We start from the raw sequence: 13,953 nt of genomic DNA, 5'->3' as shown, positions 1-13,953 counted from the left end.
CGGCATATCCGTCGCCTAGAGCGAGTAGCGGTCCACCTCGAAGCCGTCGCTGTCGGTGACCACGCCGGCGGTCGCCTCGGCCAGGGTGAGCGCGGCGGCCCGCATCCGCGGCTTGACCCGCTCGCGCTCCAGCCGCACCGCGTACGGCGGGTCCTCGGACTCCAGGAGGTGCGGGTCGTGCGTCACCCAGCGCACCGAGTACGTCACCACGGGGTTGGTCGCCGCGAGCAGCTGGCGGGACACCCGCTCGCGCACCCAGGATGGGACGGCGTCCTCCTGGATCACCTCGACGACCAGGCTGCCCAGAGCGGTGAGCGCGTAGCCGTCCAGCACCACCCCGCCTTCGAGGGCGTGGGCGTCATGTTGGGCGGCGACTGCCTCGATGAGCTCGCGGTCGGGATCGCCGAGCGCGTGCGCCAGGTCGGCGCCGAGCGGGTCGAGCGGATGCACCGACCACGGGGTGTCGTGGTGCGGCGCCGCGTGTCGGCCGGGCACGGTCAGGTCGACGTGCGCGCCGGGCAGCACCGGTTCGAGCAACTCCAGCAGCCGGTCCGGGTCCAGCCAGAAGCCGGACCAGATCGTCAGGTCGAGCACCCGGTCGTGGTCCGGCTCGAGGAGCACGCCACTGCCGGCCGCGCGCAGCGCGCCGCCCAGCCGACGGGCCAGCGCGAGCCCGAGGTCGACGGCGTCGCCCTCGTCCCGGAACGGCTTGCCCAGCGGAAAGGCACGCATCCACCAGGCGCGCAGCTCGGGGTCGCCGATGTCCTCGAACGCCTGCGGGTCGGGCGTGGACTCGACCTCGAGCGCGTAGGCGACGCTCCAGCCCTCGGGGACCTGGACGTCGCGCAGCTCGTCCGGCTCGATCTCGTGCGGTCCGCTGAGCGCGGCGTGCCGTCCGAGCCGGGCCTTGCGGGTGTCGGCCAGTCGCGAGTCGGGGTAGCGCGAGCGCACCAGCCGGTCGACCTGCGCGACGTCCACGGTCGCGGGCAGCAGCACGAGATGCCAGCCCCGCAGCTGCTTCAGCGTGGGCTCGTCAGTACCTGCCCGTCGTCCGAACCAAGCCATCGCGCCCCGCCGGGTCAGACCTGGGTGCGGTGGAAGCTCTGGAACGACCGGCTCGCCGTCGGGCCGCGCTGCCCCTGGTAGCGCGATCCGTAGCGCTCGCTGCCGTAGGGGTGCTCGGCTGCGCTGGTCAGCCGGAAGAAGCACAGCTGCCCGATCTTCATGCCCGGCCAGAGCAGGATCGGCAAGGTCGCCACGTTGCTCAGCTCGAGGGTGACGTGCCCGCTGAAGCCGGGGTCGATGAAGCCGGCGGTCGCGTGGGTCAGCAGGCCCAGCCGCCCGAGGCTCGACTTGCCCTCCACTCGCGCGGCGATGTCGTCCGGCAGGGTCACGGCCTCGTAGACCGAGCCCAGCACGAACTCGCCCGGGTGCAGCACGAACGGGTCATCCGCCGAGACCTCGACCAGGCGGGTCAGGTCGGGCTGGTCCTGGGACGGGTCGATGACCGGGTACTTGTGGTTGTCGAACAGGCGGAAGTACCGGTCCAACCGGACGTCGACGCTGGACGGCTGGAGCATCGCCTCGTCGTACGGGTCGAGCTGGACCCGCCCGGAGTCGATCTCGGCACGGATGTCACGGTCGCTGAGGAGCACGGAACAGAGGGTAACCGCCCCGGGTGTGCGTTGAGCTGCGTCCACGCCTCGACTCGCACTTTCGCCGCCCCAGCGGCGAGCGCGGTCTCGACCTGCGGGATGGCTGAATCGGTGCAATGGTGATTGTTCAGGCAATTTCGCCCATGCCCGGAGTGGCTCGTCCAGACGCTGTTCCGGTCGCGACGAGAGGCAGTTGACGATGACGCTGGACCGCGAACAGGCCGTGGCAGCGACCGAGGCCCAAGGCACACCGGAGCAGGCGAGACAGATCCGCAAGGCGGCGATCGCGAGCACGGTCGGGACGACGATCGAGTGGTACGACTACTTCCTCTACGGCACGGCGGCGGCGCTCGTCTTCCCGAAGGTCTTCTTCCCGGAGTCCTCGCACTACGTCGGGTTGCTGGAGTCCTTCGCGACGTACTTCGTCGGCTTCGCGGCCCGCCCGGTGGGCGCCGCGATCTTCGGCCACTGGGGCGACCGGATCGGCCGGAAGGTCACGCTGATCGTCACCCTGCTGATGATGGGCATCGCCACCACGTTGATCGGCGCCCTGCCCGGGGCTGCGGCCTGGGGTTCGCTCGCGCCGATCCTGCTGATCGCGCTGCGCGTGCTGCAGGGCGTCGCGGTCGGCGGCGAGTGGAGCGGTTCGGTGCTGCTGTCGATGGAGTGGGGCAACCAGAAGCGGCGCGGCCTGATGGGCTCGTGGCCGCAGCTGGGCGTGGCGATCGGGCTGATCCTGGCCACCGGGATGCTGACGCTGTTCAACAACCTCACGACGGAGGAGCAGTTCCTCAGCTGGGGTTGGCGGATCCCGTTCCTGCTCAGCCTGGTGCTGGTCGCGATCGGGCTGTACATCCGGCTGTCCATCCTCGAGACGCCGATGTTCGCCAAGCGCGTGCAGGAGCAGTCGATCGCCCGCCAGCCGGTCATCGAGGTGGTCAAGAGGTACCCGAAGGAGATCGTGCTGTCGGCGCTCGCCCGGATGTCGGAGCAGATGCCGTTCTACGTGGTCACCGCGTTCGTGCTGTCGTACTTGACCGACGACTCGCATGGGTTCACCCGTAACTTCGTGCTGATCGGCACGATGATCGCGGCCTGCTTCGAGCTTGTGCTGGTGCCGTACTTCGGCCACCTGTCCGACGGGGTCGGGCGCAAGAAGGTGTACCTCACGGGCGCCGCGATCATGGGCGTGTGGGGCTTCGCGTACTTCGCGATGCTCGACTCCGGGATCGGCTGGCTGGTGTTCGTGGCGGTCTGCCTCGGCCTGGTGCCGCACGCGATCCAGTACGGTCCGCAGGCCTCGCTGATCGCCGAGAGCTTCCCGACCAACCTGCGCTACGGCGGAGCCGGCATCGGCTACCAGCTCTCGTCGGTGGTCGCCGGCGGCCCGGCCGCGCTGATCGCCACCTGGCTGATCCACACCTTCGGCACCGGCTACGCGGTCGCGGCGTACATCGGGCTGTCCGCGGTGATCACGATCATCGCGGTGGTGCTGCTGCCGGACCGTTCACGCCTGGACATCGCCGACGACGCGACGTACGAGCGGACGCCGGTCACGACCTCGGCGGGCTGACCCCCCTTCGGCCCGCCCGGGCGGTGAGTGGTCACAGATGGGGCATCTCGAGCCCTGCGGGTGCCCCATCTGTGACCTCTCGCGAGCCGTTCCCGAAGCTGCGCGTGGATCAGATATGCTCGTCTGCGCGCTCCCCTGAGGGCGTTTCGCGGGTGTAGTTCAATGGCAGAACATCAGCTTCCCAAGCTGACAGTGCGGGTTCGATTCCCGTCACCCGCTCCAGTTCCTCCACCGCAGCTCAGAGCCGTTCTCGGCGCCTGCGCCGTCGCGCCACCTCGAGCAGAGGGCCCTCGTGACGGAGCTTAGTCCAGAGGCTCAGGCGGTTCGCATCCAGGCGATGATCTGCTTGATCTCGGCGTTCGTCAGCCGGACCGCGAAGTTGGTCTCGAGCCGGCGAACACCGGCGACGTGGACGCCGACGACCGACTTGCCATAGGGCAGATCGAGGTCGACGAATAGGCCAGAGCCACTTTGCCCCTTCCACGTATCGACCTTGTAGAAGAGGAAGTGCTGGTCGGGCTTCGCCAACGGACCCGCCGCCGTCCACATCGTGCCTTCCGGCTTGTCCCCGGGGTACCCGGTAATCCGCGCCTGTGCACCGTCGAGCTGAGTGTCGCTCGCCGCGAAGGTACCCATGAAGGGCAGGTCCAGAGGTCGTTGCAGACGGACGACGGCGTAGTCCTCCGTGTAGAGCGTGTAGTCCTCCACGTTGCCGTCGCTCGTCGCGTTGGGGTCCGCTGGTGAGAGGGTGTAGTAGCCCTCGGTGATGAATACCTTTGTGGCGCCGACATTGCCGTACGGATAGTGCTCGCCGTTGCGCGCGGGCTGGAAATAGACGGTCTTGGCCCAGCCGCCGATGTCATTCCCGAATACATTGTGCGCGGCGGTCAAGACGTGTTGTTTGTCGATCAGCGTTCCCGTCCCGGTATAGGTCTCACCGTTGGGAAAGGCCATCCGGAGTTCCCCTATGGTATTCCATGGATAAGTCGTCGTGTCAGTGACCTTCTTACGGTCGTCGGGCGGAAAGACGATCTGCGGCGCGCCGTCCGGACTGCCGACCGTGAAGGTGGCGCCATCGGCCGATTGGCCCGATTGAGGCTCGGGAACGGACAGGGCGTGGCCCTCTTCTGCGAACATGGTGGAGGATCTATCGTTCATGTCGTCGATTCCTCATGATTTCAGAGCGGCACGGGTGCGTTGTAGTAGTCCGGCAGGTCCCCCAGCTTGTCGATAATCTGCTGGCGTACGACCTTGTAGACGTCCTCGTTCAGTACCGATTGCGTCGTCGTCGTTGCGACCTCGTAGTACGTGACCCAGCTGAGGAAGCCGTCGGGCTCGCGGATGAGTGTGTAGGTCACCTGCACGGCGTCGCCAAGCACATCCCCGTTCGACGACTGGCAGGCCTGCACGATGAAGTTGCCCTGTCCGACCTGAGCGGCGTTGGCCTCCCAGATCTCGAGCGCTGCGCCGCCAAGGGGGAGACGGGTGGCTGCCTTCATTGTCTTGGCTGCTAGCGCGGCCCCGGCGTGGCCCGCAAAGGCCTTGGCAACCACTTCGGGCCAGTCGACCGGGGCGTCCAGTCGGCCGGGCGACCCATGCTGGGCCTGCCCGATGACCCACCCGATCACGCCGAGGACATTCGTGTAGGACGTCGACCACTGCGCGGCCTGGGCGAAGCGGTCGGCTTGGGCGTCGGCCGCCAGCTGGGCGAAGAGCGTGCTGTTGCTGATGTCGGCACCGTCCTCGCGCGACAAGCTCCGGTCGTACGCGAGGAGCGCGCCGGCGCAGATCTGGGCCTTGTCGCCGGAGGCACCCGCGGTGGCCTCGTCGCTGGCGGGGACCCAGCTCCCCCGAAGCATGGAGGCTTCCGGCAACACCACGGCATCGATCAGCTCGTGTCGTTCGCTTGCATCCATGGGGCTTGCCCTCCGCCAGCTGTCACACAGGCCGGCGAATGGGGATGTCTGCGACGAGCTTCTGGGCGAGGTCACCGAGCTTGTCGATGATCGCCTGCCGCACGGCCGCGTAGACGTCCTCGTTGAGGACGAAGCGGTTGGCGGCCCGCTTGATCTCGATCGACGTGCTGCTCCAGGACCACCAGAGGAACCGCCCGTGACTCGTCGAGGCTCTGAACTGCATGCCCGTCATGACCATGACGACGTCGTCGTTGGGCAACTTGTCGACCGGCATGATCTGGTACGTGCCGTTGTTGCCGCTCGAGGCGTTGGCATTCCAGATCGTCATCTGCTTGGAGTCGTCCGAGAGGCCCTTCAAACCCTCCATGGTCGCGGCGACCATAGCGATCTCGTCGCCCGTGGCGATCGCCGCGAGGATGTTGAGCACCGCCTCGTCCATCTTCACCGTGGACCCGCCTGAGGTGTAGGTGTCGAAGGCGAAGGCGGGCTGGTTCCAGCCGATCTGCCCCAGGACGCCGACGTAGTTCTTGTACCAGTCCATCGGTGCGGTGTATCGGTCGAACGCGTAGTCGGAAGCCAGCTGGGCGAAGAGCGTCGAGTTCTTGACGTCCGCCTTGCTCTGGCCCGAGAGGTTCTGGGTGAAGGAGGTCAGGCTGCCGGCGTTGACCTGAGCGCTCTCGGTGTTGTCGGCGGTGGCATTGCCGACCTCTTCCGGTGTTGCGACCTCGATGGCCGCCTCGATGTTGCGGAGCTGCTCCGCAAGGGCAGACCGGTCCGGAATGGCTGTTTCGGCGACGAATGCGGCTGCGTCCATGGACATGCGAAACTCCTAGGTTTTGGGAATCTGCTTTGTTGAACCCGCAAATGAATTGCAGCATGGTTCTGAGATAGGCGAGAAGGGAGCAGGATCCAAACGCGCGCGGCCATCTCGATTCAGCACAGAGGGGTATCGCTCGCGTCTTAATGTTGGCGTTCCAAACGGCCCCAGAGAGAAGTCAGTGCGCGCGACGAATGGGTTCGTGCTCTGTGTCTCTTCCAAGGAGTGCCGGGTGATCGATCCCCGCCATTTTCCCCAAGCAAAAGCGTCCCACCGACCGCGCGTGCGGCGCAATGGCCTTTGCGATGTTTTTGCGGTTTTATGCTCTTCGCCCGTGATGTCCCGTTGGCGAACGATATTCTCGGTCGACCGAAGGAGTCCGGGATGAAAGAGTCCTTGAAGACCTGGCAGCCGCCGGAATCGCGCCGAACGGCGAGGGTCTGCGGGAGTTTGCGCAGAGCATCAGCGACGGGACCTTGAAGGTCTAACCCGTCCGCGACCTTTGTGCGTGTGGTCAGCGGGAGTGCAGCAGCTGGTTCGCGCGCTGGTGAGCCTCCACGGGGACATCCGGAACGACCCGGATGTCGAAGGAGCCGGCCGGCGACCCTCTCGCGCGAACGGACCGCCCGCACTTAGCCGAGCGGCGGCGGAGCGGACGGCGGCAAGTGCCAGGCAAGAAGATCCGGCCGGTTCCCGGCCACGCCGAGTGATCCTCCCGTTGGCGCAGGTAGTGGAGGCCCTCGTCACAGGTCAGGAACGGCCGGCGGTCGCCATCCGCCGCAGCGTTCCGAAGATCCCGAGCGCCGCGAACAGCACGAACATCGCCAGGTCGGTGCCGTAGGTGCTCAGCACGTCCGGGTTGAAGATGTTGGCCTTCACGAAGTCGTACTCGGACAGGTAGCCGAGCGACTGACCGTTGGGCGTGCCGTAGTACTCGATCAGGTCCGAGGCGACGATGGCGAAGAACGACGCCGCCACTCCGACCAGCACCACCAGGATCAGCGGCACCAACCCCTTGCGCGGCGGCGCACCCGCACCCTTCGTGTACAGGAAGGCCGCCCCCGCCGCGATGACCAGGCTCGAGATAGAGCCGACGTAACCGAGCTTCCAGATCAGCACGGCCGCGAGCATGCCAACCGGAATCGCGCCGACGGAGAAGGCGATACCGCGCGAGACCAGCTCGAGCTGCGGGTACGCGGCTGGGGCTGCAGCCGCAGTTGGGGTCTGGTCGACAACTGGGCTCTGCTCGTCGGAGGTCTCAGGCAGAATGGGGTCTGACGTGCTCATGCTGCTCCTCGGAGCGAAAGGCCCGCAGGGGGCTCCAGCGGACGTGGCGCCGCGAGAATAGGGCACCAACCACTCGCTTCTGACCGATACGGCGATCATCACGCTCGTGTCGTGGCGTCGCACCGACCTCGTTGCAGCGATGAGGTACGTGAATCGGCCACCTTCGACAAGACCCGCGCCAGCCGCATCGACCCGAGCGAGTAGCGTCCGCAATCCCCTTGCCGCGCTCGCTACGGTCGAAGAATGACCAACCTCCAGCAGGCGGTCCGTGATCTCTCGGCGAGGGAAGGGTTCTCCGGGGTCGTTCGCGTCGACCGCGGGGGCGACGTCGAGCTGGCAGACGCGTACGGGTTTGCTGATCGCGCACTGCAGCTCGACAACACCGTGGACACCCGGTTCGCGATCGCCAGTGGCGTCAAGGGTATGACCGCGATGGTGGTGGTGAGCCTGATCGACCAGGGACACCTGGAGCTCACGACGCCGGCCCGCGCGATCCTCGGCGACGACCTGCCGCTGATCGACGACGCGGTCACCGTCGAGCAGCTGCTCTCGCACCGATCGGGCATCGGTGACTACGTGGACGAGGAGGGCGGGTTCGACGTCGAGGACTACGTCCTGCCGGTGCCGGTTCACACACTGGCGACCACCACGCAGTACCTGACCGTCCTCGGCGGACACCCGCAGAAGTTTCCACCCGGTGAGCGCTACGCCTACTGCAACAGCGGTTTCGTCGTCCTCGCCCTGATCGCTGAGCGCGTCGCCGGGTCACCGTTCCACGAGCTCGTGCAGGACCGGGTCTGCGCGCCGGCGGGCATGACGCACACCGCGTTCCTGCGCTCGGACGAGCTGCCCGCCGGCGTCGCCCGGGGCTACCTGCGCGCCGACGGGTTGCGCAGCAACGTCTTGCACCTGCCGGTCCGGGGCAGTGGGGACGGCGGCATCTACACCACGGTCGCGGACGTGCACGCGATGTGGACGGCGCTGTTCGCCGGCCGCATCGTGCCTGAGCGATGGCGAGCGGAGCTGCATCGGGCTCGTAGCGACGTCCCAGAGGAGGGGCAGCGCTACGGGCTGGGCTTCTGGCTGCACGAGTCGCGCGACGTCGCGGCGCTCGAGGGCTTCGACGCCGGGGTGTCGTTCCGCAGCGTGCACGACCCGTCGTCCGCGGTCACCCGCACCGTCATCTCCAACAACCCCAAGGGCGCCTGGCCGATCGCGCGCCTGTTGGAGGAGTTGCTGGACGCCTGAGACGACGAAGATGGGGCACCTGGACGACGTCCGGTGCCCCATCTGTGACCGCTCGAGGAGCGGCCGAGTCGGCTCAGTACTCGAAGCGCGCGGCCGAGTCGTCGCCGTCCTTGTTCGTCCAGATGTCGAGCGTCCCGTTGCCGCCGTCCAGCTGGTCCTTGCCGGGGCTGCTGCTCACGGTGTCGTCGTCGTTGTCGCCCGCCACCTTGTCGTCGCCGTTCCCGCCGGTGAGCCGGTCGTAGCCGTCACCGCCGCGGACGCAGTCGTTGTCGTCGCCGCCGGTGATGACATCGTCGCCGGCGCCGCCGTCGATCTTGTCGTTGCCGCCGCCGCCGTTGATGTGGTCGTCGCCGCCGAGCCCGTAGATGGTGTCGTTCCCGGCGCCGCCGACGATCGTGTCGGCGAACGGCGATCCATAGATGGTGACGCCACCGACGCCGCAGCCGTCGCCGCTCGTCTGGGTCACCGAGCCGGACGGCGAGGGCGCTGCGGTCGCGGCCCCCGGTGACACGCAGCCGAGCAGGCCGGCCGCTGCGACGGCGGTGACGACGGTGGCGATACGGATGAACTTGTGAGACATGGCATTTCCTCCTGGGTTGGTGAGCGACCCGGGCGGGTCCCCCCATGCCGCTTTCTGCGGTGAGATGAGGCTGTCAGTGCGGCATCAGCGTGGCGTCACAACGGCTCATGCGAGCAGCGCCTCGTCGGGCCGCGGGGCGTCGACGGCGTCCATCGCGTCGCCCCAGCGGACGAAGGCGCGACGGGCCTCGCCGTGCCGCCCCACGCGCACCAGGGTGCGGACCAGGAGGCCGTGCACCTGCGCGTCGTACGGGTCGGCGTCCAGCAGTCGCACGAGCAGCACCTGAGCGTCCCCCGGACGACCGGCCCGGCTGTGCAGCCAGGCAAGCCGGCGCAGCGAGCGCAGCCAGGCCGCCCGCACTTCCTCTCGGAACCCGTCCGCCCACTCCTCGCCCGGCTCGTCCTCGAGGGCACTCCCGCGGTAGCGGCGGTCGATGTCGGTGAGGATCTCGCGAGCGCGGTCCAGGTCACCGGCGTCCATCAGCTCGGCAGCCAGGTCGGCGTCGCGCAGCAGGCCGTCCGCGTCGAGTGCGACGTGTCGCAGGTCGAGCCAGAGCCCGCGCAGGTCGGCGCCGACGTAGTGGTCCGGCGGCCAGTTCTTGTCCGGGTCGAGGACGGCGCGGATCGTGGCGAGCAGCACGGACAGGCGGTGCCCGGTCTTGGCCGGGTCGTCGTCGGGCCACAGCAGCTCGCACAGGAAGGCGCGAGTCAGCGGCCGCCCGCGTCGGGCGGCCAGCACCTTCAGCAACGTCCGGGCCTGCCGCGAGCGCCAGGCGGGCACCGGCACCGGCTCGAGGTCGACGACGACCTCGAACCCGCCGAGCACCCGCACGGTGACCCGTTGGGCGCCGGCCTCCTCGGTGACCGGCCGACCCTGCACGCGCAGGATGCCCAGCCGCTGCAGTCGACGCCCGGCCTCGCGGGCTCGGGACCGGTCGGCGCCGTCGGCGACGGGCAGCCGACCGAGCAGCACCTGCACCCGCAGGGACGCCGGCTGGGCGCCGCCGCCCTGCCAGATGGCGAGCGCCTCAGCCAAAGCCTGGTGGGCGGCGTCGGGATCGTCGTCCGCAGCAGCGCTGAGCTCCAGCGCCTCGGCGAGGACGTCGAGTGCCTGGACCGCACGCGACGCGGCCACCGCCTCCTCAGCCCAGGTCGCGGCCGCCTCGCGGTCCCCTCGGGCCAGCGCGACCCAGCCCAGGGAGGTGAGCGCGAACGGCATCAGGGCCGGGGTGGCGAGTCGAGCGGCCTCCTGGGCGTGCTCGAGGGCGTCGTCCGGGGCGGTGCCGGCCAGCAGCTGGGCGAGCCCGGACAGCGCCAGGACCTGCAACTGCACCTCGCCGGTGCTGCGGGCAAGGTCGACGGCCTCCTGGTACGCCGCCCGGCTCTGCTCTTCGTGGCCCAGCTCGCGGTGGATCTCGGCGATGCCGACCAGTCCCATCGCCCACCGTCCCGGCCCCAGCGCGCGGAACACCGCGACGGATCGCTGCAGCTGCCACATGGCCTCGTCGTACTGGCCGACCCGCATCAGGGCCTCGCCGAGGTTGTGCAGTGCGACGGCGTAGCGCCCGGGCGGGCTGCCGAGCTCGGCGAGGCGTACCGCGTCGCGGGCCACCTCGCAGGCCTGCTCGTAGCGGGCCGCCGCGAGCAGCAGGCAGGCCTGGTTGACCAGTACCCGGATGGCGATCAGGGCGTCTCCGGCGAGGGCTGCGGCCTTGAGCGCGAGCTCGTGGTGGGCCTCCTTCTGCGAGCCGAGGCACGTCCTGGCCATCGCTGCGTGCGCCTCGGCGACGGACCGTGGGTTGCCGTCCGCGTCGGCCAGGGCGACGGTGTGCGTGGCGAGCTCGTGTGCCTGCTCGTTGCGACCCAATGCTGCGAGCACCTGGGCGCGGCAGGCGCGCCAGCTGATGCCGGCGTGGTCGACCCCGACGTCGTCCGCAGGTACCCGGTCGAGCACCTCGAGGGCGCTGTGCTGCTCGCCTCGCGCGTAGTGCACGGCGGCCACGCTGCCGGCCAGCTTGTCGTCCCACCCGTCGCGCTCGGCGGCCTCGACTAGCGGCGCGAGCTCGCGCAGCGCCGCCGCGTTGTCGCCGGCCATACGCAGGGCGTCGGCATAGGTTCGGCGGACGGCGGCGCTGGTGTCCAGGACCGGGGTGCCGCGCAGCAGGTCGACGAGCTCGACGCCGTACCCGTGGCCGAGCATCTCGTCTCCGTGCTCGAGTACCAGTCGAGCGACCTGGTCGAGTCGTCCGGCCCGGTCCCACGCGCGGGCGGCCGGGAACGCCAGGCCCGCGGACTCGTACCGCCCTGCGGCGGCCTGGAGCGCCCGCTCGTCGGGCTGTGGGGCGTCGGCCGACGAGGTCAGCACACCGGCCACCACTGGCACCACCCAGAGCAGCTCATCGCCGCCCGGGCGCGGACGCGGGACGAGCAGGCCGAGTCGGCGCAGTCGGTCCACGGCGCCGTCGACCGGGTCGAGGTCGTCGAGCCGGGCAAGGTCGTCGAACAGCTCCTGGGTGACGGGTCCGAGATGGGCCGCGAGGGTGAGCAGCTGCTGGAGGTCAGGCGAGAGGTCGCTGAGCACGTTCGCGCGGATCCAACCGGCGGCGGCTGCGCCGGGCCGAGTGAGTGCTTCCAGCAACGCCGGGCCGGACCGGTGGGCCAGCGCGTCGGCGGCGAACTGGACGAGCGCCGGCCAGCCGGCGGTCAGGGCGAAGACCGCGGTGGCCGCCGTCGGGTCGAGGACGCCGTGCTCCTGGGCGAGCAGGACCGCGACGGCGTGCACCGAGAGCGACAGGTCCTGCGGGCCGCGCTCGTACACCTGGCCGCGCAGCGCAGCCATGAGGTCTTGCGCGAGCGGCTCGCGGGACGTGACGGTGTAGCCGGTCCGCGACGGGAGGGCACCTAGGGCTCGGACGACGGTCTGCTGGTCCTGGGGGGACAGCTCGTGCAGGTCGTCTACGCCGATCCAGGCGACATCGGGCGGTGCGGCCTCGACCAGGTCGGCCGCGCGCACGAGCTTGCCGTCGCGTGGCAGATCGACGTCCAGTGCTGTCGACTTCCCGTACCCCGCTGCCGCCACGATCACCTTGCGGGCCGGGGGCTGGCTCTGCGTCAGGGTCACAGGGAACTAGAACCTCCGACCCCTCCCCGTGATACGACGGGACGTCTTCGGATCCCTTCGGGGCGCTCGCTGACGCTAGCCGGTGTGGTCGATCAGGACGTTGTGGGCGGTCAGGGCGGTGGTGGTGTTGGTCGCGGTGGTGGTGATGGGTTGTAGGGGGACGTCCAGGATGTTCTGCAGGGTGAAGGTGACCTGCCAGGTCAGGGTCAGGGTGGTCTGTTTGGTGCCGGCGGTGCGGTAGATGGTGTGCAGGTAGTGCTCGGGGTGCTGGGTGGGGCTGATCGCGGGGTCGTAGGGGGTGCCGGGGCCGTGGGCGGTGCTGGCGTCGGGGAAGTGCCAGGTGTAGGTGGGGGTGGCGGTGATCTGGCCGGGGACCGGGGTGGTGATCGGCAAGGTGATGGGGTCCAGGTCGGCGGCGGAGTACAGGGTGGGGATGTTGACCAGGGTGCGTCCCCCGGGTGGGGCCACGGTGATGGTGGGGCGGGTCAGGTGGCGGCGCAGGTGCTGGGCGGCCACGGCCTGCACCGCGGACGCCGGGACCACCGTCTGCGGGTACACGCACTCCGTGGTCACCACGTCGGCATAGGCGTGGATCCGCGCTCCGTCGCCCTTGAGTTCGTAGCCGAGCACGAGGTAGCGGTAGCCGCGTTCGCGGCCGCTCGTGCAGGTCGAGGCTGCCGCTGGGCAGCTCGCCTCGCCACATCGTTCTTGGCGTTCCCAGTCGTACTTCACGCGTGGCATAGCAGCCGACTTGTCGATGGCCGAAGCCCCGTCGTGGACAAAGGACTGCCTGGATGGGTCGTAGTGCCAGGCCAAGTCCTTTTTGCACGTGCTGGCTCCAGCGTCGCCGAACTCACGCTGGCAAGGGTTGGCCCAGGCTGGCGTTGAGCCGATTACCGAAGGGAGGACCACGAGCAGCACGGTCGTTGCGACGCGCGCCCTCACTTGTCGATCCCTTCTACGAGCCATCGGCCCTCTCGTGGATGGAGGCGCACGTAGACGGTCTTGGGCGCACCTTTGTCGAAGTGGTCGATTGCCTTGCCCGATTGGTCATGGACCGTGGCTTCGTTGCTGAACACCACTACGCCGACGAAAGTGAGAATGCTGACGTGCTTTACCTGGTCGACCTTCGCGAGGCGGTAGACGTAGTCGCCGCCGTCGACGGTGCGGTGGTTCTTGGCGAGGGAGTCGATGGTGGCGGCGTCCTTGTTGCATGAGATGCAGGCTCCGGTGCTCAGGGCGCGGAACTTCGTGCTGTTCTTGGTCTTCAGGGCTTCGTTGAAGGCGGCGAAGTAGGCCTGTGCGGTGGCGACAGCGGCGGCGTCGTCCGTGCCGGTCGGGCGGGTCTGGGTCGGCGTGGCGGTGCTGGGCACGGTCGTGGGCGTGCTGATCGTGGGTGTCGAGGCGGCGTCCCCGTTCGCGCTCGAGCAGCTGGTCACGGCCATCGCTCCGACCACCCCGCCAACCAGCACCATCACGACAATTCGGGCTCCCCTAGGCATGGCGAGAACCCTAGCGGCTCAGCCACCACTCATGATCTTGACCCTGTGGACAACCCCCCCGGCCCGCGTCAGCGCGGGGCGCAGCGCGGGAAGGACTGGGCCGGGTGTGCCGATCTGGCACATCGGTGCCGATCTGGCACGGGCCACCCGACCGTCTCCGTTTCGCTGCCGACACGCACATCCGCCAGCCGGGATGCTCGCTGACCGTGCGCTGCCGGGACATCATCTGCGCCTCCCCTGACGAACAGGCGCCCG

12 protein-coding genes and 1 tRNA gene are annotated in these 13,953 nt (G+C 69.0%); 3 read left to right on the top strand and 10 right to left on the bottom strand.

The window, feature by feature from the left end; all coding sequences use genetic code 11:
* Positions 1–15 precede the first annotated feature (15 nt).
* Positions 16–1,065, bottom strand: a complete 1,050-nt coding sequence (locus ACPPVT_RS01120) for a hypothetical protein (RefSeq protein WP_426564653.1) — start codon at positions 1,063–1,065, stop codon at positions 16–18.
* 14 nt (positions 1,066–1,079) lie between these two features.
* Positions 1,080–1,655: a dCTP deaminase gene (gene dcd, locus ACPPVT_RS01115; RefSeq protein ID WP_426564651.1), complete on the bottom strand. Its 576-nt coding sequence runs from the start codon at positions 1,653–1,655 to the stop codon at positions 1,080–1,082.
* A gap of 199 nt (positions 1,656–1,854) precedes the next feature.
* On the opposite strand from dcd, the gene ACPPVT_RS01110 reads away from it, so the two are divergent.
* Positions 1,855–3,228 carry an MFS transporter gene (locus ACPPVT_RS01110; protein ID WP_426564649.1) on the top strand — a complete coding sequence of 458 codons (1,374 nt, stop codon included), beginning with the start codon at positions 1,855–1,857 and terminating at the stop codon, positions 3,226–3,228.
* Positions 3,229–3,376: 148 nt separating this feature from the next.
* Positions 3,377–3,450 (top strand) — tRNA-Gly (locus ACPPVT_RS01105).
* A gap of 93 nt (positions 3,451–3,543) precedes the next feature.
* Here ACPPVT_RS01105 and ACPPVT_RS01100 read toward each other — a convergent pair.
* From ACPPVT_RS01100 to ACPPVT_RS01085, 4 genes are all read right to left on the bottom strand, one after another.
* Positions 3,544–4,365: a trypsin-like serine peptidase gene (locus ACPPVT_RS01100; RefSeq protein WP_426564647.1), complete on the bottom strand. Its 822-nt coding sequence runs from the start codon at positions 4,363–4,365 to the stop codon at positions 3,544–3,546.
* A 41-nt stretch (positions 4,366–4,406) separates the two neighbouring features.
* Complete coding sequence (locus tag ACPPVT_RS01095) at positions 4,407–5,144, bottom strand: hypothetical protein (protein WP_426564645.1); 738 nt, start codon at positions 5,142–5,144, stop codon at positions 4,407–4,409.
* Positions 5,145–5,166: 22 nt separating this feature from the next.
* Positions 5,167–5,964: a hypothetical protein gene (locus ACPPVT_RS01090; protein ID WP_426564643.1), complete on the bottom strand. Its 798-nt coding sequence runs from the start codon at positions 5,962–5,964 to the stop codon at positions 5,167–5,169.
* Positions 5,965–6,711: 747 nt separating this feature from the next.
* Positions 6,712–7,248, bottom strand: a complete 537-nt coding sequence (locus ACPPVT_RS01085) for a hypothetical protein (protein WP_426564641.1) — start codon at positions 7,246–7,248, stop codon at positions 6,712–6,714.
* A 243-nt stretch (positions 7,249–7,491) separates the two neighbouring features.
* Between ACPPVT_RS01085 and ACPPVT_RS01080 the strand changes: the two genes are divergently transcribed.
* On the top strand, positions 7,492–8,496 hold the full coding sequence (locus tag ACPPVT_RS01080; RefSeq protein ID WP_426564640.1) for a serine hydrolase domain-containing protein: 1,005 nt from the start codon (positions 7,492–7,494) through the stop codon (positions 8,494–8,496).
* A gap of 73 nt (positions 8,497–8,569) precedes the next feature.
* Here the strand turns inward: ACPPVT_RS01080 and ACPPVT_RS01075 are convergent, their stop codons facing one another.
* The 4 genes from ACPPVT_RS01075 to ACPPVT_RS01060 form a co-directional block, all read right to left on the bottom strand.
* Positions 8,570–9,076, bottom strand: a complete 507-nt coding sequence (locus ACPPVT_RS01075; protein ID WP_426564638.1) for a calcium-binding protein — start codon at positions 9,074–9,076, stop codon at positions 8,570–8,572.
* A 105-nt stretch (positions 9,077–9,181) separates the two neighbouring features.
* Positions 9,182–12,196, bottom strand: coding sequence for a tetratricopeptide repeat protein (locus ACPPVT_RS01070; RefSeq protein WP_426564636.1), 3,015 nt, complete (start codon positions 12,194–12,196; stop codon positions 9,182–9,184).
* A 75-nt stretch (positions 12,197–12,271) separates the two neighbouring features.
* Positions 12,272–12,928 (bottom strand): hypothetical protein, encoded by a 657-nt coding sequence (locus ACPPVT_RS01065; RefSeq protein ID WP_426564634.1) that lies wholly within the window; start codon positions 12,926–12,928, stop codon positions 12,272–12,274.
* Positions 12,929–13,137: 209 nt separating this feature from the next.
* Complete coding sequence (locus tag ACPPVT_RS01060; RefSeq protein WP_426564632.1) at positions 13,138–13,698, bottom strand: hypothetical protein; 561 nt, start codon at positions 13,696–13,698, stop codon at positions 13,138–13,140.
* Between the last annotated feature and the right edge of the window lie 255 nt (positions 13,699–13,953).

The sequence above is a fragment of the Angustibacter sp. McL0619 genome (assembly GCF_049994355.1).
Lineage (GTDB): Bacteria > Actinomycetota > Actinomycetes > Actinomycetales > Angustibacteraceae > Angustibacter.
The sequence above is the reverse complement of the archived record's forward strand: the minus strand, read 5'-3'. Positions and strand labels throughout refer to the sequence as shown.

Excerpts from the sequence above, each read along its gene's own strand:
- ACPPVT_RS01120 (WP_426564653.1), bottom strand. The coding sequence starts at position 1,065 with ATGGCTTGGTTCGGACGACGGGCAGGTACTGACGAGCCCACGCTGAAG.
- ACPPVT_RS01110 (WP_426564649.1), top strand. The coding sequence starts at position 1,855 with ATGACGCTGGACCGCGAACAGGCCGTGGCAGCGACCGAGGCCCAAGGC.
- ACPPVT_RS01100 (WP_426564647.1), bottom strand. The coding sequence starts at position 4,365 with ATGTTCGCAGAAGAGGGCCACGCCCTGTCCGTTCCCGAGCCTCAATCG.
- ACPPVT_RS01095 (WP_426564645.1), bottom strand. The coding sequence starts at position 5,144 with ATGGATGCAAGCGAACGACACGAGCTGATCGATGCCGTGGTGTTGCCG.
- ACPPVT_RS01090 (WP_426564643.1), bottom strand. The coding sequence starts at position 5,964 with ATGTCCATGGACGCAGCCGCATTCGTCGCCGAAACAGCCATTCCGGAC.
- ACPPVT_RS01085 (WP_426564641.1), bottom strand. The coding sequence starts at position 7,248 with ATGAGCACGTCAGACCCCATTCTGCCTGAGACCTCCGACGAGCAGAGC.
- ACPPVT_RS01080 (WP_426564640.1), top strand. The coding sequence starts at position 7,492 with ATGACCAACCTCCAGCAGGCGGTCCGTGATCTCTCGGCGAGGGAAGGG.
- ACPPVT_RS01075 (WP_426564638.1), bottom strand. The coding sequence starts at position 9,076 with ATGTCTCACAAGTTCATCCGTATCGCCACCGTCGTCACCGCCGTCGCA.
- ACPPVT_RS01060 (WP_426564632.1), bottom strand. The coding sequence starts at position 13,698 with ATGCCTAGGGGAGCCCGAATTGTCGTGATGGTGCTGGTTGGCGGGGTG.